Origin of the sequence: Agrobacterium sp. SORGH_AS_0440 (genome assembly GCF_031453135.1) — a bacterium.
Lineage (GTDB): Bacteria > Pseudomonadota > Alphaproteobacteria > Rhizobiales > Rhizobiaceae > Agrobacterium > Agrobacterium pusense.
Map to the genome: position 1 here is coordinate 1,518,249 of NZ_JAVIYR010000001.1, position 17,577 is coordinate 1,535,825.

Annotated in this window: 14 protein-coding genes; 10 read left to right on the plus strand and 4 right to left on the minus strand. The window is 58.4% G+C overall.

Translation table 11 applies throughout. The features are described from left to right. Nucleotides 1–5 precede the first annotated feature (5 nt). The 6 genes from QE453_RS06945 to QE453_RS06970 all read left to right on the plus strand — a co-directional run bounded on the left by QE453_RS06945 (nucleotide 6) and on the right by QE453_RS06970 (nucleotide 8,268). Nucleotides 6–881: a serine hydrolase gene (locus QE453_RS06945; RefSeq protein ID WP_309776569.1), complete on the plus strand. Its 876-nt coding sequence runs from the start codon at nucleotides 6–8 to the stop codon at nucleotides 879–881. Continuing rightward, complete coding sequence (locus tag QE453_RS06950) at nucleotides 878–2,422, plus strand: ABC transporter substrate-binding protein (protein ID WP_309776570.1); 1,545 nt, start codon at nucleotides 878–880, stop codon at nucleotides 2,420–2,422. The genes QE453_RS06945 and QE453_RS06950 overlap by 4 nt, the downstream gene beginning before the upstream one ends. 127 nt (nucleotides 2,423–2,549) lie before the next feature. After that, nucleotides 2,550–3,992: a M20 family metallopeptidase gene (locus QE453_RS06955; RefSeq protein ID WP_142186451.1), complete on the plus strand. Its 1,443-nt coding sequence runs from the start codon at nucleotides 2,550–2,552 to the stop codon at nucleotides 3,990–3,992. Between the two features lie 504 nt (nucleotides 3,993–4,496). After that, the gene (locus tag QE453_RS06960) at nucleotides 4,497–5,426 is read left to right on the plus strand and encodes a sugar ABC transporter substrate-binding protein (protein WP_004438419.1); all 930 of its coding nucleotides are present in this window, start codon (nucleotides 4,497–4,499) and stop codon (nucleotides 5,424–5,426) included. A gap of 236 nt (nucleotides 5,427–5,662) precedes the next feature. After that, on the plus strand, nucleotides 5,663–7,204 hold the full coding sequence (locus tag QE453_RS06965; protein WP_004438421.1) for a sugar ABC transporter ATP-binding protein: 1,542 nt from the start codon (nucleotides 5,663–5,665) through the stop codon (nucleotides 7,202–7,204). Between the two features lie 32 nt (nucleotides 7,205–7,236). After that, the gene (locus tag QE453_RS06970) at nucleotides 7,237–8,268 is read left to right on the plus strand and encodes an ABC transporter permease (protein ID WP_022563607.1); all 1,032 of its coding nucleotides are present in this window, start codon (nucleotides 7,237–7,239) and stop codon (nucleotides 8,266–8,268) included. A gap of 81 nt (nucleotides 8,269–8,349) precedes the next feature. Here QE453_RS06970 and QE453_RS06975 read toward each other — a convergent pair whose 3' ends face one another. Continuing rightward, on the minus strand, nucleotides 8,350–9,105 hold the full coding sequence (locus QE453_RS06975) for a gamma-glutamyl-gamma-aminobutyrate hydrolase family protein (RefSeq protein ID WP_044459807.1): 756 nt from the start codon (nucleotides 9,103–9,105) through the stop codon (nucleotides 8,350–8,352). A gap of 293 nt (nucleotides 9,106–9,398) precedes the next feature. On the opposite strand from QE453_RS06975, the gene QE453_RS06980 reads away from it, so the two are divergent. After that, on the plus strand, nucleotides 9,399–10,496 hold the full coding sequence (locus QE453_RS06980) for a TRAP transporter substrate-binding protein (RefSeq protein WP_003510333.1): 1,098 nt from the start codon (nucleotides 9,399–9,401) through the stop codon (nucleotides 10,494–10,496). 368 nt (nucleotides 10,497–10,864) lie between these two features. Here the strand turns inward: QE453_RS06980 and QE453_RS06985 are convergent, their stop codons facing one another. Together QE453_RS06985 and QE453_RS06990 are read right to left on the minus strand one after the other, a co-directional pair. Further along, complete coding sequence (locus QE453_RS06985; RefSeq protein ID WP_142186455.1) at nucleotides 10,865–12,346, minus strand: TRAP transporter large permease subunit; 1,482 nt, start codon at nucleotides 12,344–12,346, stop codon at nucleotides 10,865–10,867. Between the two features lie 31 nt (nucleotides 12,347–12,377). Then, nucleotides 12,378–12,917: a TRAP transporter small permease subunit gene (locus tag QE453_RS06990; RefSeq protein WP_004438438.1), complete on the minus strand. Its 540-nt coding sequence runs from the start codon at nucleotides 12,915–12,917 to the stop codon at nucleotides 12,378–12,380. A 413-nt stretch (nucleotides 12,918–13,330) separates the two neighbouring features. On the opposite strand from QE453_RS06990, the gene QE453_RS06995 reads away from it, so the two are divergent. Both QE453_RS06995 and QE453_RS07000 read left to right on the plus strand, forming a co-directional pair. Beyond that, nucleotides 13,331–13,555: an aa3-type cytochrome c oxidase subunit IV gene (locus QE453_RS06995; RefSeq protein WP_004438441.1), complete on the plus strand. Its 225-nt coding sequence runs from the start codon at nucleotides 13,331–13,333 to the stop codon at nucleotides 13,553–13,555. Nucleotides 13,556–13,621: 66 nt separating this feature from the next. Then, nucleotides 13,622–14,155 (plus strand): hypothetical protein, encoded by a 534-nt coding sequence (locus QE453_RS07000; RefSeq protein WP_309776571.1) that lies wholly within the window; start codon nucleotides 13,622–13,624, stop codon nucleotides 14,153–14,155. Nucleotides 14,156–14,205: 50 nt separating this feature from the next. Here QE453_RS07000 and QE453_RS07005 read toward each other — a convergent pair whose 3' ends face one another. Then, the gene (locus QE453_RS07005; RefSeq protein ID WP_309776572.1) at nucleotides 14,206–15,459 is read right to left on the minus strand and encodes an FAD-binding oxidoreductase; all 1,254 of its coding nucleotides are present in this window, start codon (nucleotides 15,457–15,459) and stop codon (nucleotides 14,206–14,208) included. A gap of 318 nt (nucleotides 15,460–15,777) precedes the next feature. Here QE453_RS07005 and QE453_RS07010 point away from each other — a divergent pair, with 318 nt between their 5' ends. Then, nucleotides 15,778–17,514: a PAS domain-containing methyl-accepting chemotaxis protein gene (locus QE453_RS07010; RefSeq protein ID WP_309776573.1), complete on the plus strand. Its 1,737-nt coding sequence runs from the start codon at nucleotides 15,778–15,780 to the stop codon at nucleotides 17,512–17,514. The last annotated feature ends 63 nt before the right edge of the window (nucleotides 17,515–17,577 follow it).

A 17,577-nucleotide genomic window follows, 5' to 3' on the forward strand; every position in this document is an offset into this window, starting at 1 on the left:
TGACAATGACAGTGGCTGCCCAATTAAATGCGATCTGTGATGCACAGTCTTTCGTGACGCGCTTCATGGTGCGCAATCTCCTGACCGGTGAAGAGATCGGCCGGGGAGAAAACGAGGAGACGCCATCGGGCAGCACCCGCAAGACGTCGATCATGATGGCAGTGCTCAAGGCCGCCAGCGAAGGGCGGATCGATCTCGACCAGCCCGTCATCTACGAAAAGCGGCTGGCGGAAGAGGTGGCGAGCGGCATGTTCCGCTACATGACCCCGGGCATCGTGATTTCGCTACGCGATGCCGTCGCCGGCATGATGGTGCTGAGCGATAATGTCTGCACCAAGATGGTGCTGGAGAGGCTGACGCTGGAAGAGGTGGACGGCTATTGCAAATCGCTCGGCATGTCCAACACCCATCATCGTTTTCTCATTCCGCCATTGGCACTGGCGGCGGACCATCCGCTTAAAACCGTCACCACAACGTCGGCGGCGGACCAGGTGTTGCTGTTGCAGACCATTCTCGATGCCCAGTCCTCGCGGCAAGCGCAGGCGAAGCTCGGATGCAGTCCGCAGTTGTGCGAATGGGCGATGCAGACGCTGAAGAACCAGATTTTGCGTTATGGAATTCGCTCCCGCCTGCCGTTCGAGGCCGTGGTGGCGAGCAAGAGCGGTCGCGGCAAACGTGGTCGCATGGATGCGGGCATCGTCTACAGAAACGGCGCGCCGTCCTTCATCATCACCGCCTATACCGATGAGGTGCCGCAAACCATGCCTGACGGCACGCCGGGATACACCATCGCGCTCGAAACGATCGGCCGGCTGGCGCAGGCGTGCTGGGATGGCTTTCATCAAGAACAATCAACGACAACAAAGAGGGTAGAACAGTGAAAAAACTTCTTCTCGCAGGCGTTGCCCTGCTCGTAACGGCCAACATGACCGCAGCTCGCGACATCACCATTGCGCAGAGCTCGGATCTGCGCAGCAACAACCCGGGGGTGAACCGCGATGGCAATACGGATGGGGTCATCCTGCATATCGTCGAGGGTCTCGTCGGCTATAACAACGCCGGTGAGGTGAAGCCGCTTCTCGCAGAAAGCGTCGAGGTTGCCCCTGATGGCCTGACCTATACGTTCAAGCTGCGCAAGGACGTGAAATTCCACAACGGCAAGCCGCTCACCGCAGAGGATGTCGTCTGGAACTGGACGCGTTACCTGAAGCCGGAAACCAAATGGGCCTGCCTCAACGATTTTGTCGAGGGCGGCGCAGCACACGTCACTGGCGTCAAGGCCACGGACGCTTCCACTGTCGAGATCACCCTGGAAAAACCATCCGGCGTTTTCCTGGGCCTCATGTCACGGCCGGAATGCGGTTATACGGGCATGATCTCACCGGAATCGGTTGCTTCCGATGGCAGTTTCGTCAAGCCGATCGGCACGGGGCCCTTTCAGTGGGACGAGTGGAAGAAGGGCGAGTATATCCGCCTCGCCAAGTTTGCCGACTACGTTTCGCCAGCAAATGACGGCAAGCCTGACGGCATGGTCGGCTCCAAGCGGCCGCTGGCCGATGGCGTCAAGTTCATGGTCATCCCCGATGCCTCGACCGTGAAGGCGGGTCTTGAATCCGGCGTGCTCGATACGGCCGAGATTTCCCCCGATCTCATTCCGGAATTCAAGACCAACGAAAAGATGCAGCTCATCGTTTCCCGCAACAACGGCAAGAACCTGTTCTACATCCAGACCCGTGACAAGGTGCTGAGCAATCCCGGCGTGCGTCGCGCCATGGCGATGGCACTCGATCTTGATGAACTGGTTGCCGCCGCATCCAACGGCACGGGCGAGGCCAACGGTTCGATGGTTTCGCAGGATTCTGTCTATTATGGTGAGACCCAGAAGAAGCGTCCGGCCTATGACATCGAGGCCGCCAAGAAGGAGCTTGAGGCGGCCGGTTACAAGGGCGAACCAATCTCGATCATCGCCAACAAGCGTGGCAACGTGCCGAGCTTCCCGGCAGCAGTCATGGCGCAGGCGATGATGCAGCAGGCGGGCCTCAACGTGCAGATCGAGGTGCTGGACTATGCCACCCAGGTGGATCGCCGCCGCTCCGGCAATTATCAGGTGATCTCGCAGTCGGTCGCTCCGCGCCTCGACCCGGCGCTGATGTATGCCTTTTATGTCGGCAACAAGGACAAGAACGCTTCCCTGATGTGGGATGATCCGAAGGCGATCGAGCTGATGAAGGCCGCCTATGTTGAGGCCGACCAGACGAAACGCCAGAAAATTTTCGATGAGTTCCATGAGCTGATGCTGAAGGAAATGCCGGGTATCTTCCTCTATGACATGGTCGATGTCTGGGGCGCGACGAAGAAGCTGAAGGGCCAGCCTGTCTGGCAGTCGAACGCTCGCCTCTGGGAGGTCTCGGTCGACAACTGACCCACCCTTGCCCGCGCCGGCGGCTGACCCCGGCGCGGGCTTTCCATTATTAAGCGCGGTAATTTGGCGGTGCCTCTGCCGAAGCGCCTGCGCGTGCCCAAAAAGGGCGGAAATGCGAGGAAAAGCCATGAACCGTGATGCCGTGATGTCGATTGCCGCCGAAATCGAGGCGATGAAGCCTGATTTCACCACTTTGAGCGACAGCATCTGGGATTTTGCCGAACTCAAATTTGAAGAACGGCAATCTGCCGGCGTTCTGGCCGCCGCGCTTGAGGAAAATGGCTTTGCGGTTCGGCGCGGTGTGGCGGGCATGGAAACCGCCTTCATCGGCGAATTTGGCAGGGGCAAGCCCGTTATCGCCTTCCTCGGTGAATTCGATGCGCTGGCCGGCATGAGCCAGGTGGCCGATGTGGCGAAGGTGCAGCCGCGAGAGGAGGGCGCCACCGGCCATGGCTGTGGCCATAATCTGCTCGGCGTCGGCTCATTGATGGCCGCTATTGCGCTCGCCCGGCATCTGAAGGCCAATAATATGCCCGGCACCGTCCGTTATTACGGCTGCCCCGGCGAGGAGGGCGGTTCCGGTAAGACCTTCATGGTGCGTGCCGGCCTGTTTGACGATGTCGATGCTGCGCTGACCTGGCACCCGGCACCGTTCAACGGGGTACGCTCGACCAATAATCTGGCCGTGCTGGAATATTTTTACCGTTTCAAGGGTGTTGCGGCCCACGCTTCCAATGCAGCCCATCTCGGCCGCTCGGCGCTCGATGCCGTCGAACTCATGAATGTCGGCGTCAATTTCCTGCGCGAACACATGCCGCAGGATTGCCGGGTACATTATGCAATCACTGACACTGGCGGCAAGGCGGCCAATGTGGTGCAGGCCAAGGCGGAAGTCCTTTATCTGATCCGCGCCCCCGAAATGCGTCAGGCGCTTGATCTCGCCGCGCGGGTGGACAAGGTGGCGCGCGGTGCGGCACTGATGACCGAGACCGAGGTGGAGATCGTCTTTGATACCGCCTCCACCAATCTCCTGCCCAACATCGCGCTGGAAACAGCGATGCATGAAAACATGGTGGCGCTTGGCCCTGTCGCTTTCGATGAAGCGGATATCGCTTTTGCCAAACGCATCCAGGATACTTTTACTGACGAGGCGATCAAAAGCAGCATCCGGCTCTACCAGATAAAGGGTGATGTCTTTTCCAACCATAAGATCGACGGCTCGATGCCCCTGCATCTCGGCCTGCGGGATTTCGAGGGGCATTCGCATTTTCGGGCCGGCTCCACCGATGTCGGTGACGTCAGCTGGGTGACACCGACGGCACAATGCTGGACACCCGCCTGGGCGATCGGGACCAATCCGCATACCTGGCAGGTGGTGGCACAAGGCAAAACTCCTGCCGCCCACAAGGCCATGGTGCATGCCGCCAAAACGCTTGCAGCGACAGGTCTTTCACTGATGACATCGCCGGAACTGCTCGCCAGCGCCAAGAAGGAATGGCAGGAAAAGACGGAGGGCAGCAAATATGTCTGCCCGATCCCCGCCGATGTCATGCCGGGTTCCCACCGGTAAGGCGCTACGCACCTCCTTTTGCCGCCGTCCCCGTGCCGCCATATTTCCACAGGCGGCACGGAAGATCCCCTGACTGTTTCGAGCGGAAAAAAAGCTGATGCGCGGCCGGCCTTCTTCAAGGAGAGCCGGTGGATGACGGTTTGGAATAAATCTTCCATCCCGGCCGAGTTCTCCCGATTTCGAGCTGTAAACCATAATTTCAACGGCTTATGGACCCGGCCTCCCGGTTGGGAACGAGGCCGAGCGAGCCTCTGCATCTTCCACGGCTATGCGATCCGGAAGGCGCTTTCACCGCAATTTCCCATCATCACAGCCTTGTGCACCACTCCGCTGCGGGGCTGCGAAGAAAACATTGACGTTCGAACCAAAAATGGAATAAATATATCGAACAGGCAGAAAATCGGTTTCATTATTCCGTTTTCTGATGTGAGGAGGTTGCGGCGGGCTTTCGGGTTCGCCTCCGGCTGGGAGAGGCGGCGCCGGACGCCACGGAGGAGAAAAACAATGAAGAAATTTATCATCGGCGCAGCTATGTCTGTGCTTCTCGGCACGGCGGCCCATGCGGAGACCGTAGGTGTCTCGATGGCGCTGTTTGACGACAACTTCCTGACCGTGCTGCGCAATGGCATGCAGGATTATTCCAAGGAGCTGAAGGGCGTCACCCTGCAGGTCGAGGATGCGCAGAACGACGTCGCCAAGCAGCAGAGCCAGATCCAGAACTTCATCGCTTCCAAGGTCGACGCAATCATCGTCAACCCTGTGGACACGGATGCGACAGCGGCCATGTCCAAGCTCGCAGCCGACGCCAAGATTCCGCTCGTTTACGTCAACCGCCAGCCGGTGAACGTCGACAGCCTGCCGGACGGACAGGCGTTTGTCGCCTCCGACGAAACGGTGGCTGGTACGCTTGAGGCGAAAGAGGTTTGCCGCCTCCTCGGTGGCAAGGGCAATGCCGTCATCATGATGGGCGAGCTCTCGAACCAGGCGGCGCGCATGCGCACGCAGTCTGCGAAGGATGTCTTGAAAACCGACGAATGCAAAGGCATTTCCGTGGTTGAAGAGCAGACCGCCAACTGGCAGCGCACGCAGGGTTCCGACCTCGTGACCAACTGGCTGTCGAGCGGCATCGAGTTCAACGCCGTCATCGCCAATAACGACGAAATGGCGATCGGCGCCATTCAGTCTCTGAAGGCTGCTGGCAAGGACATGAAGGATTATGTCGTCGCCGGTGTGGACGCCACGCAGGATGCTCTCGCCGCCATGCAGGCGGGCGATCTCGACGCCACGGTCTTCCAGGATGCGGCAGGCCAGGGCAAGGGCGCACTTGATGCCGCGCTGAAGCTCGTCAAGGGCGAGAAGGTCGAGAAGAAGGTTTACATCCCCTTCCAGCTCGTCACGCCTGAAAACGTCAAGGACTACGTGGCCAAGAACTAGTGGCCGCCTTCCGGCATCTGCGCCGTTCAGATTGATATTGGAGGCAGATGCCGGTTCCCGACGGCGCCGAACAAGCTTCGGCGCATGAGGGGATCGTGATTGAATTCCAGTGAATTCAAAGTGTTGCAGCGCCCTGCATGTTGTGGTCGACATGGCGCTGTAAGCCTCCCCGGAGGCAAGGTGCGCCATTGGGCGAAGCCTGTTTCCGGTCAATTTTGTCTATTGTGGAGGATGAGATGGTCGTCAGTCCATCGACAATGGCCGCCGTGCGCGCCAGCGGCGCCGTTCCGAATGCGGAATACCTTCTCGCCGTCGAAGGCATACGCAAGGAGTTTCCCGGCGTGGTGGCGCTCGATGATGTGCAGTTCAAGCTAAAGCGCGGCACCGTGCACGCGCTGATGGGCGAGAACGGCGCTGGAAAATCGACGCTGATGAAGATTCTGGCTGGCATCTACCAGCCAGACAGCGGCGAAATCCGCCTGAAAGGCGCCGACATTCGTCTCGATTCCCCGCTTGATGCGTTGGAAAACGGCATTGCCATGATCCATCAGGAATTGAACCTGATGGCTTACATGACGGTCGCGGAAAATATCTGGATCAGACGGGAACCCAAGAACCGGCTGGGCCTTATCGACCATGGCGAGATGTACCGCCGTACCGAAGCCCTGCTGGATCGCCTCGGTATCGATCTCGATCCGGAAACGCGGGTCGGTGAGCTTTCCGTCGCCAGCCGTCAGATGGTCGAGATCGCCAAGGCGGTTTCCTACGATTCCGACGTTCTCATTATGGATGAGCCGACATCCGCGCTGACGGAGCGCGAGGTGGAGCATCTCTTCCGCATCATTCGCGATCTTAGGGAACGCGGTATCGGCATCGTCTACATCACCCACAAGATGAACGAGCTGTTCGAAATCGCCGACGAGTTCTCTGTTTTCCGGGACGGGAAATATATCGGCACGCATGCCTCTACCGATGTAACGCGCGACGACATCATCCGCATGATGGTGGGCCGCGAGATCACGCAGATGTTCCCGAAGGAAGAGGTTCCTATCGGCGACGTTGTGCTGTCGGTCAAAAACCTGACGCTTGATGGCGTGTTCCACGATATTTCCTTCGACGTTCGCGCCGGTGAAATTCTCGGCGTCGCGGGCCTGGTCGGTTCCGGTCGTTCCAATGTTGCAGAGACAGTCTTCGGCGTGACGCCCGCGTCTTCAGGGACGATCAGCATCGATGGCAAACCCGTTTCAGTCACCAGCCCAACGGAAGCCATTCGTCATCGCATGGCGTTTCTGACCGAGGATCGCAAGGACACGGGATGTCTGCTGATCCTGAATATTCTGGAAAATATGCAGATCGCCGTTCTGCAGGACAAATATGTCGCCAATGGTTTCGTGCAGGAAAACGCGTTGTCGGACGCCTGCGAGGAAATGTGCCGCAAGCTGAGGGTGAAAACTCCGCATCTTTACGAGCGCATCGAAAATCTTTCGGGCGGCAACCAGCAGAAAGTGTTGATCGGTCGCTGGATGCTGACCAAGCCGCGCATTCTGATCCTCGATGAGCCGACGCGCGGCATCGATGTGGGCGCCAAGGCGGAAATTCACAAGCTCGTTTGTGAGATGGCGCGCCAGGGCGTCGCCGTCATCATGATTTCCTCCGAAATGCCGGAGGTTCTGGGAATGAGCGACCGCATCATGGTCATGCATGAAGGTCGGGTGACCGGCTTCCTTGATAGAAGTGAAGCCACGCAGGTTAAGGTGATGGATCTCGCATCGCGGTGAGGCGCGCCGGGATTTCTCGAGGAGGAACAGATATGAATAGCAACGCCGCCGCTACTCCGGAGCTGGATGCCAAATCCGGACGCAAACCGCACCGGCGCATACCGCCGGAAGCCAATATTTTCTTCATTCTGATCGGCATAGCGCTGATTTACGAGATTCTCGGCTGGATATTCATCGGCCAGAGCTTCCTGATGAACCAGCAGCGACTGACCATCATGATCCTGCAGGTCTCCGTGATCGGCATCATAGCCGTAGGTGTTACGCAGGTCATCATTACCGGCGGCATCGATCTGTCCTCCGGGTCGGTCGTCGGCCTCACGGCGATGTTGTCCGCCAGCATGGCCCAGTCCTCAACCTGGCCGCGGGCACTTTATCCCGGGCTCACCGACCTGCCGTTCATCATCCCGCTTGCTGTCGGCATTCTCGCCGGCATGTTGGCCGGTTTCATCAATGGGCAGCTCATCGCCCGGACGAAAATCCCGCCCTTCATTGCCACTCTCGGCATGATGGTGACCGCGCGCGGCATTTCCAAGTGGTATACGAAGGGTCAGCCGATCTCCGGCCTGACCGACGGTTTCAATTTCATTGGCACAGGCATCTGGCCAGTCGTGGTGTTCCTGCTCGTGGCAATCATTTTCCACGTGGCGCTGCGTTACACCCGCTATGGCAAGTTCACATATGCAATCGGTGCCAATGAGCAGGCTGCACGTGTATCCGGTATCAATATCGAGGCACATCTGATCAAGGTCTATGCCATTGCCGGAATGCTCGCCGGTCTTGCCGGTGTTGTCACCGCTGCCCGCGCTCAGACCGCGCAGGCCGGCATGGGCGTGATGTATGAGCTTGACGCCATCGCCGCGGCCGTCATCGGCGGCACCTCGCTATCCGGCGGCGCCGGCCGCATCACCGGAACGGTAATCGGTACGATCATTCTCGGCGTCATGACATCGGGCTTCACCTTCCTCCGAGTGGACGCCTACTATCAGGAGATCGTCAAAGGTCTCATCATCGTGGCGGCCGTCGTCGCCGACGTCTACCGGCAGAAGAAACGCGCCAAGCGTTAAATCCTCCTCCCAGACCTTGGGGCAGGCCTTCAGGCTTGCCCCTTTTTTGTGTCCTCATGCGGCGAGGGGATCAGCAGCGGCTCATGCTTTGCTGTTTCGATAGTCGTGGACGGCTTTGCCGAAGGCCTCGAACAGGGCGCGGGAGGGCGCGTCCGTCTCGGCCCAGTATTCCGGATGCCATTGCACCCCGACAGCAAATCCTTTTGCGTCAATGACAGACACCGCCTCTATTGTGCCATCGGCGGCCGTCGCCTCCACCTGCAGGCGCGGCGCGGTTTCGGCAATGGCCTGCCTGTGCAGCGAGTTGATCTGGATTTCGCCCGACATGCCGAGATGCTGTGCAATGCAGGAGCCTTCGCGCACATGCACAGGCTGGCGGATGGCAAAGGCGACGTCGCGGTCGTCATGTTCCGGCTTGCGGTGGTCCCATATGCCCGGCTGCTCCTGAATTTCGGACGCCAGCGTTCCGCCCAGCGCCACATTCAGTTCCTGTATTCCTCGGCAGATGGCCAGCATCGGAATGCCGCGCTCGATCGCACGGCGGATGAGCGGCAGGCTGGTGGCATCGCGGGCCTGGTCGAACGGGCCGTCGCTCTCCTTCGCCTCCTTTCCGTAGAGGGAAGGGTGCACATTGGTGGCGGAGCCGGAGACGAGCAGGCCATCCACCCGGTCGAGAATGGCGTCCACGTCGTTTCCGTCCTCAAAGGCCGGCACGATGAAGGACATGACACCAGCCACTTTCAGGGCGGCGGAAACATACTGGTTCTGCGCGGCGTGCCAGTCGGCTCCGGTAAAATGCCTTATGTCGGCGGGGACGGCGATGATGGGTTTTGGCATGGCGGCTCCGGAACGAATCTTCGAAATATGTGCGACCGCCGGCGAACCAAGTCAAGCATGCCTTTGCCTCCCGCTGATCCGGCATGCGCCTAAAGTATAAGGCGATGCCGAGATATTTCAGTTGAATATAAAATGCGAAGAAAATTCCCGGAAACACGGCGTTTTTCCGCGATTAATTCTTGGTGCGGGTGCTTGTCAGTCGGGCGATAACCGTGCTTACTTCGCTACAATGCCTGAACAGCAACGAGGGGAATTCAAAGCTGCAGGCAGCGTTCATATCTGGGAGGATATAGATGGATCGCCGTTCCTTCATGAAAAAAGGTGCGCTCGCGGGAGCTGCCACTGCAGCCCTTGCCGCGCCCGCCATTGCGCAGCAGAATACCAAGATCAACTGGCGCCTGACGTCGTCATTTCCGAAATCGCTTGATACGATCTATGGCGGTGCCGAGGATATTGCGAAGCACGTCGCTGCCGCCACCGACGGCAATTTTACCATCCAGCCCTTTGCCGCCGGGGAAATCGTTCCCGGCTTGCAGGCGGCCGATGCCGTATCGTCAGGCACTGTGGAAATGTGCCATACCTGCTCCTATTATTATGTCGGCAAGGATCCGACCTTCGCGATCGGGACGGCGATACCCTTTGGCCTGAATGCCCGCCTGACCAATTCGTGGTTCTATGAGGGCAACGGCAACAAACTGCTCAATGAATTCTACGCCAAACATAACCTCTACGGCATGATTTCGGGCAATACCGGCGCGCAGATGGGAGGCTGGTTCCGTAAGGAGATCAATACGGTTGACGATTTCAAAGGCGTCAAGATGCGCATTGCCGGCCTTGCCGGCAAAGTGGTTGAAAAGCTTGGTGTCGTGCCGCAGCAGATCGCCGGCGGTGATATCTATCCGGCGCTGGAAAAGGGCACCATCGACGCCGCCGAGTGGGTCGGCCCTTATGACGACCACAAGCTCGGCTTCCAGAAGGTCGCAAAGTACTATTATTATCCGGCCTTCTGGGAAGGCGGCCCGGTCATTCATTCCTTTGTCAATCTGGACAAGTGGAACAGCCTGCCCAAGAACTACCAGACGGCGCTGCAGGACGCCTGCGCCTTCGCAAATACCAGCATGATGGCGAAATACGACGCCAAAAACCCGATTGCCATCAAGCAGCTCGTTTCTGAAGGCGCGGTACTCAGACCCTTCAGCCAGGAAATTCTGGAAGCGTGCTATAAGGCGGCCCTTGAGGTATACGCCAATATTTCGGCTTCCAATCCGGACTTCAAGAAGATTTACGAGGACCAGGTCGCCTTCAAGCGCGAAGGCTATCTGTGGATGCAGCTGGCGGAATACACCTTCGATACTTTCATGATGATCCAGCAGCGTAACGGCAAGCTCTGATTATTCAGTAACGGCGGCGGACCGGGCAAAGGCCTCGGAGATTTCGGTCTCCGGGGTTTTTGTTGTGCGGGTACCCTCATGCATTCGACAACAATGGATGGATTATGATCGGGTCCTTCAGAGCACAATCGCAGGATGGGCGACCAGCCGGAGTGCCGGCTGAGATCGGCGCCCCCAGCCCCGGCCATTGGTCTCAATTGTGGACGTGACGCGATGTGGAAAACGCTGAGCGTTGCATTCGTCATCAAGAAGAACCGGACAGGCAGTATAGTGACTGCCGGGGTCCGTTTCTAAAGAGAATGAACGGAAGGGGGGGCGTGCCCCGTCTTCGCAATCACAGGCGTTTCCGCTCCCTTACAGGATGCCTGTCAAGGCCCGATCTTCGGCGGCTCGCCCAGATTTGGCATGCCCGGCATTCCTCCTGGCTGGCCTCCTGGCAAGCCGAAATTGGGCATGGTGTTGCCACCCTGATTACCGAAGGCGGGCACCTCGATCTTGATGGAGTTCAGATCGACGTCGGGAGCCTTGTCTATCCAGTAGGTGACGGATTCCGGCCAGAATATCACGATGGCGACGAGGATGAGCTGCATGCCAAGCCAGGGAATGGCGCCCATGTAGATATCCGATGTCTTGACGGTGCGCGGCGCGATGGAACGCAGGTAGAACAATGCAAATCCGAAGGGCGGGTGCATGAAGCTTGTCTGCATGTTGATGCAGATCAGCACGCCGAACCAGATGAGGTCAATGCCGAGCGACTGGGCTATCGGCGCCAGCATTGGAATGACGATGAAGGCGATTTCGAAGAAATCCAGGAAGAAGGCAAGGAAGAAGATGAAGATATTGACGAAGATCAGGAAGCCGATAGGACCGCCCGGAATGCCCGACAACATGTGCTCGATCCAAAGCGAACCATCCATGCCTTGGAAAACGAGCGAAAAGCAGGTCGCGCCGACCAGGATGAACACCACCATCGACGTGATGTGCATGGTGGAATGCATTCCCTGCTTGACGAGGTCCCAGCTGAGCCGCCGATGTGCCGCCGCCAGCGCCATCGCGCCGACAACGCCGAGCGCTCCGGCTTCCGTCGGTGTTGCGAGGCCGAGAAAGATGGTGCCGAGCACGAGGAAGATGAGCACGATGGAGGGGATCATGCCCGCCAGCACACGCAACACCAGCGCCCGGTCAAGCTCACCGCGCGCCTCCGGCGGCAAAGCCGGAAGATCCTTCGGCCGCAAGATCGACATCAGCAGGATGAAGAGCATGAAGATCGCCACCTGCAGGATCGACGGACCGATCGCGCCGAGATACATGTCGCCCACGGATTTACCGAGCTGGTCGGCAAGGACGATCAGCACCAGCGAGGGCGGAATGACCTGTGTGATCGTGCCCGAGGCGGCGATGACGCCGGTGGCAAGTCGCGGATTATAGCCGTATTTCAGCATGATGGGCAGCGAGATGACGCCCATGGTGATGACCGAGGCCGCAACCGTGCCGGTGATCGCGCCCAGAATCGCGCCGACAATGATGACGGCATAGGCAAGTCCGCCCGGGATAGCGCCGAAAAGCTTCCCCGTTCCTTCGAGCAGGTCTTCCGCAAGGCCGCAACGCTCCAGAATAGCGCCCATGAAGGTGAAGAAGGGAATGGCCAGCAGAAGGTCGTTCGAAACGATGCCGAAGATGCGCAGGGGCAGGGCCTGAAGAAAAGCCGGTGAAAAATGCTCGGTGAAGATGCCGATGACGCCAAAAACGAGGCCGACGGTGGCAAGCGAGAAAGCCACCGGAAATCCGTAAAGCATGAAGATAATCATGCCGATGAACATCAGTGGCGGAAGAATACCGTATTCAAACATGGGAATATCCTGAAGGTTCAGATCGGCGCGATCATTGCAGGGGTTTTTCGTACTTCGTATCGAGCGCATAAAGCCCGTTGAGGGCGCCTATGCGCTTGATGAGTTCGGAAAAACCCTGAAGAACCAGAAGGGCGAAACCGGCGAAGATGATGAGTTTCACGGGCCAGCGGATCAGGCCGCCGGCGTTGGAAGACATTTCGCCCTGATTCCAGGACAGCGTGAACATGGGCCAGGACAGCCAGGCTAGATAAAGGCAGCCGGGCAGCAGGAACAGCACAATGCCGATAATATCCACCCAGATGCGGCTGCGTGGCGAAATCGCACCATAGATGATGTCGACCCGAACATGCTCGTTCATGCGCAGCGTATAGGAAGCGCCGATCAGCACGATGAAGGCGAACATGTACCACTGGATTTCGAGCCAGCCGTTGGAGCTGTAGTTCAAGGCGTAACGGACCATCGCGTTACCGGCGCTGACGAGGCAGCAGATGAGCACGAGATAACCGGCGACCTTGCCCAGTGCCTCGCTCGCAGAATCTATCAACGCACTTATTTTTAAAAGCGATTTCATGACTTTCCCCTCTTCCCTTGCCGGGCCCTTTGCGGGTTTATGGCGGAGAGCAAAGCCCGATACCCCTGCAACGGCCGCGCCTCCACGCGCGTCCGCACCCATCGGTTCCGGAGTTCCTCCCCACAGAATCCGTGTATGGGCAGGCGGTTCGAAAAGCAACCGAAACCGCACGCAAAGAGCAAGAACGGTGGCCCTTTTCAACTATTAACGAAAGAATGTTGCCGGAAGGCAAGTATTGTCCTTGAGAGCCGGTCCGACGGATGGCGGCGTGACACTTTCGCGCGGAACGCATTGCGCTTTTCGACCACTTCATGTTACCTCTGGCACCGGAGAATCCGGCATGGCCCGTGATCGTCCGCGGGGCAGATTTCCCCGCAGGACGGGAATGACGGATGGAGCAAAGGGGAAGTGGAATGAGCGAACACCATACAGGTCCGGTCGAACTTGGCGCTGAAATGAACTACGCCGAACACGAAAAGACCTATAACGGTTTTCTGGCCTTGACCAAATACGGCACGATGATGCTGTGCGTGCTGATGCTGGCCATGGTTGCCGGTTTTTTCACATCCGCGGGCTTCCTTGGCGGTCTCGTTGTCTTTCTCGTTCTGTCGGCGGCCGGGTTCGTTCTGCTGCGCTGATCGAACCGTTTGCGGGCTGTTGCCCTTACGGGTAAGGGTTCTGCCGGACAACCGGGAAGGCCGGGCATGAAACGCCTTTTATCCTGTCTGTTTCTGTTGATTGCGGTTGCATGTCCCGTCTCCGCGCGTGATCTCTCTCCTGCCGAGCAGGAGAGGCTGCGTGCCCAGATCGAGCGTTTCAGCACCGCCCTGAATGCGCAGGATTTCGAAACGGTCGGCAAGACTGTGCCGCCGAAAATCTTCGAGTTCATCGCCAGTGACGCGGGTGTCACCGTGGAGCAGTTGCGGAGCGCCTTGACGGCGCAGATGCAGATGGCGCTCGCGGTGGTCAAGATAACCGAATTCACCATGGACGCGCAGGCGATCAGCCTGGCTGAGACGCCGGATGGCACGCCGTATGCGCTCATTCCGACAAAAACCGTGATGGAAACCGGCGGTCAGACCATAGAGGCGAAGTCCCACACGCTGGCGCTTATCGACGGTTCGGACTGGTATTTGCTCCGGGTGAGCGATCAGCAGCAGGTGACCATCTTGCGAAAGGTCTACCCGTCCTTCGCGACGGTGGAATTCCCTGACGATTCCACGCAGACGGTGAAATAACCCATATTGCTGGCGAGGCCGGGCCGTGGCGTCGCCAGTGCTACCCCATTTCAGGAAAACCGTCCCGGGCGGAAGGGATCGACCGAGATGGACGTTTCGTCGCCGTTTGCCATCTGCGTCACCAGCCGGGCTGTGGCTGCCGACTGGGTCAACCCCAAATGACCGTGGCCGAAGGCGTAGATAACGGAGGGTGTCGTCCGCGCGGTGCCAATGACGGGAAGACAGTCCGGCATGGAGGGGCGGAACCCCATCCATTGCCGTCCGCCTTCCAGTTTAAGGCCGGGAAGGAAACGTTCCGCTTTTTTCAACATGGCTTCCGCGCGGCGGAAGTTCGGCTTCAGTTCCAGCCCGCCGAGTTCGACGGCGCCGCCGACGCGGATGCCAGTCGACAAGGGGGTCACAACGAAGCCGTGGTCGTTGAAATAAAGCTGGCGTGTCAGGTTGAAAGCACCGACAGGCAGCGTCGTGTTGTATCCTCGTTCCGTTTCCAGCGGCACGATGTTGCCAAGCGTCGCCGCAAGTTTTTTGGACCATGCTCCACAGGCGATCACCACTTTGTCGGCGTCGATCTTGTCGCCGTTCTCCAGCGTGACGATCGTACTTTCGCCCACTGCGTCGATACGCTGAGCTTCGCCTTTGCGAAGGCTGGCTCCGCGTGAGATCACAAGATCAAATATGGCGCGGGTGAAATCATAGGGATCGGAGACCTGCAGGCCATCCGCCGAAAACACCGCATGGCGGAACTGCGGCGCCAGGCCCGGCTGCAGCTCTTCGATTTTGTTGCGGTCAACGCGCTGGAATGCGAAGCCGGCTTTTTCCTTTTCGTCCCAATCCTTACCGGCGGCGTTGAGGCTCGCCTCGCTATCATAGATATCAAGCGTGCCGGTTTTTGAGATGAAGGGCGAGAGCTCGGGCATGGCAGCGATGTGGGCCATTTCGATGGCTGCCAGCCGGTTGATTTCCATGAGTGATTTCAGCCCATGACGGAAATTGCGTTCGGCGCTGGCGCGCCAGAAACGCCAAAGCCACGGGGCGATCTTCGGTGCATAGGCCGGTGGCACGCTGAGAGGTCCGAGCGGATCAAAAAGCCAGCGCGGGGCTTTTTTCATGATACCGGGCGCGGGAATGGGGATGATTTCCGGAAAGGCCAATATGCCGGCATTACCGGAACTCGCACCGCGGGAGATGTCACCACGCTCAAGAAGCACGACGTCACGCCCGGCATTCTGCAGATAAAGCGCTGCCATGGAACCGATAATGCCGGTGCCGACCACCAGCACGTCGCATTTCAGGGTTTTGGTCATCGGCGCTCCTGCAATACAAATCTCTCAAGCCCGCCATAACAATGAATGCAGAGGGTATGAAAGGTCGCATCACGCTGCGGCGATAGAAATATCAGCACTGTGGCAAATAAGCGGTTCTGTGGTGGGGGAGGCCGCCATGCACATCAGTGCGTTTTGCCCATCTGCTAGGTCGCGGTTTAGATAGTTATGAGCCATTATTAATCGCTATTTAACAGTGTCTGGCTAGTTTCGCGTGCAGTCAGGCCCATCCATGTTCATCCCTTCTCATTCGGAGGGGCAGTGGGTCTGCACAGCGGTTAATTTGGGGGTTTTAAAGGCATGTCCCACTTTTCCAAACTCGGTCTGGATGCATCTGCGGTACTTGACGCCCTGAACCGTTCGCAGGCCATCATCGAATTCGATCTGACCGGGAAAATTCTGAAGGCGAACGATAATTTCTGCAAAGCGGTGGGTTATCAGCAGTCCGAAATCATCGGACGGCACCACAGCATGTTTGTCGCTCCCGAAGAGGCTGCCAATGCGGAATACAAGGCGTTCTGGGCGAAACTCTCGCGCGGCGAATATGATCAGGGTCAATATCGGCGCCGGGCAAAAAACGGCGACGAAATCTGGATCGAAGCTTCCTATAATCCCGTCTTTCGTTTCGGCAAACCTTACAAGATCGTCAAGGTTGCAACCGATATCACCGTGATCAAGCGCAAGAGCATGGAAGATGACGGCAAGCTGGCCGCTCTCTCCCGCGCGCAGGCCATGATCGAATTTACACCAGATGGGAAGATCCTCAGCGCCAACGAGAATTTCCTCGCGGCGCTTGGTTACACGGCGCAGGAAATTGTAGGCAAGCATCATTCGATGTTCTGTGAGCCAGCTTATGCCCAGTCCCAGGAATATCGTGATTTCTGGCAGGAGCTGAGGAGCGGCCGTTTCTCTGCCGGGCAGTTTATGCGGCTCGGCAAGGACGGCAAACGCGTTTTCATCCAGGCGTCCTATAATCCGATACTGGATGAGCTGGGCCGTGTCTTGAAGGTGGCGAAGTTTGCCTTCGACGTGACGGACCGCATGCATGCGGTGGAGGAGCTTGGCGCGGCGCTTGAGCGGCTCTCCCAATGCAACATCCGCGTCACGCTGGACAAACCCTTCGTGGGTGAATTTGAGAGCCTGCGGCGCGATTTCAACAAGTCCATCGCGGAATTCCAGAAGACGCTGGAAAATGTTCTCGGCCAGACGGGCGATCTGACCCGCAGCAGCCAGGAAGTCAGCGAGGCTTCCGTCAATCTGGCCGAACGTTCGCGCGAACAGGCCGTAGCGCTGGAAGAAACCTCTGCGGCACTGGAGGAAATCACGGCGACGGTTCGTTCATCCACGGAAAACATGAAAGAGACCCGCAAGCTGGTTCACAGTGCACGCACATCCACCGCGGCCTCGACCGAGGTCGTTGAGCGCACGGTCAATGCCATGCAGCGCATCGAGACAGCATCGCGGGAAATCAGTCAGATCATTGGTGTTATCGATGAGATCGCCTTCCAGACCAACCTGCTGGCGCTGAATGCGGGCGTGGAAGCCGCCCGCGCGGGTGAAGCCGGCAAGGGCTTTGCCGTGGTGGCGCAGGAGGTGCGCGAGCTTGCGCAGCGTTCCGCTGGTGCCGCCAAGGAAATCAAGGCGCTGATCAACAATTCCGGCAGCGAGGTCCTTGAAGGGGTAAGGCTCGTGGGTGAAACGGGCGAAGCGCTGAAGCAGATCGACGCGCTGGTCAGGCATATTGACGGCAACGTTGACATGATCGCCAAGGCAGCGGACGAGCAGGCTGTCGGCATCAGTGAGATCAACAAGGCGGTCAACCGGCTGGACCGGATGACGCAGGAAAATGCCGCCATGAGCGCACGCACCACCGTAATCAGCACCACGCTCGCGCAGGGTGCGGATGCATTAGCCCAGCTTGTCAGCCTGTTCAAACTGAACCGCCGCACGGTTCAGCGTGAGGATGGTGCCTCAATACGGTCTGATTTTTCGACTGCTGCTCGGCACGATCAGGAGGTCGGGCGCGCAGCAGCATGAAGGGAGCCGGCTTTCGCCGGCCCCCGCTTATTGCTGATCATCAATTGATACGGATGCCCTTGA

Excerpts from the sequence above, each read along its gene's own strand:
- QE453_RS06960 (WP_004438419.1), top strand. The coding sequence starts at position 4,497 with ATGAAGAAATTTATCATCGGCGCAGCTATGTCTGTGCTTCTCGGCACG.
- QE453_RS06985 (WP_142186455.1), bottom strand. The coding sequence starts at position 12,346 with ATGTTTGAATACGGTATTCTTCCGCCACTGATGTTCATCGGCATGATT.
- QE453_RS07010 (WP_309776573.1), top strand. The coding sequence starts at position 15,778 with ATGTCCCACTTTTCCAAACTCGGTCTGGATGCATCTGCGGTACTTGAC.
- QE453_RS06965 (WP_004438421.1), top strand. The coding sequence starts at position 5,663 with ATGGTCGTCAGTCCATCGACAATGGCCGCCGTGCGCGCCAGCGGCGCC.
- QE453_RS06990 (WP_004438438.1), bottom strand. The coding sequence starts at position 12,917 with ATGAAATCGCTTTTAAAAATAAGTGCGTTGATAGATTCTGCGAGCGAG.
- QE453_RS07000 (WP_309776571.1), top strand. The coding sequence starts at position 13,622 with ATGAAACGCCTTTTATCCTGTCTGTTTCTGTTGATTGCGGTTGCATGT.
- QE453_RS06995 (WP_004438441.1), top strand. The coding sequence starts at position 13,331 with ATGAGCGAACACCATACAGGTCCGGTCGAACTTGGCGCTGAAATGAAC.
- QE453_RS06970 (WP_022563607.1), top strand. The coding sequence starts at position 7,237 with ATGAATAGCAACGCCGCCGCTACTCCGGAGCTGGATGCCAAATCCGGA.
- QE453_RS06945 (WP_309776569.1), top strand. The coding sequence starts at position 6 with ATGACAGTGGCTGCCCAATTAAATGCGATCTGTGATGCACAGTCTTTC.
- QE453_RS06975 (WP_044459807.1), bottom strand. The coding sequence starts at position 9,105 with ATGCCAAAACCCATCATCGCCGTCCCCGCCGACATAAGGCATTTTACC.
- QE453_RS07005 (WP_309776572.1), bottom strand. The coding sequence starts at position 15,459 with ATGACCAAAACCCTGAAATGCGACGTGCTGGTGGTCGGCACCGGCATT.
- QE453_RS06980 (WP_003510333.1), top strand. The coding sequence starts at position 9,399 with ATGGATCGCCGTTCCTTCATGAAAAAAGGTGCGCTCGCGGGAGCTGCC.
- QE453_RS06955 (WP_142186451.1), top strand. The coding sequence starts at position 2,550 with ATGAACCGTGATGCCGTGATGTCGATTGCCGCCGAAATCGAGGCGATG.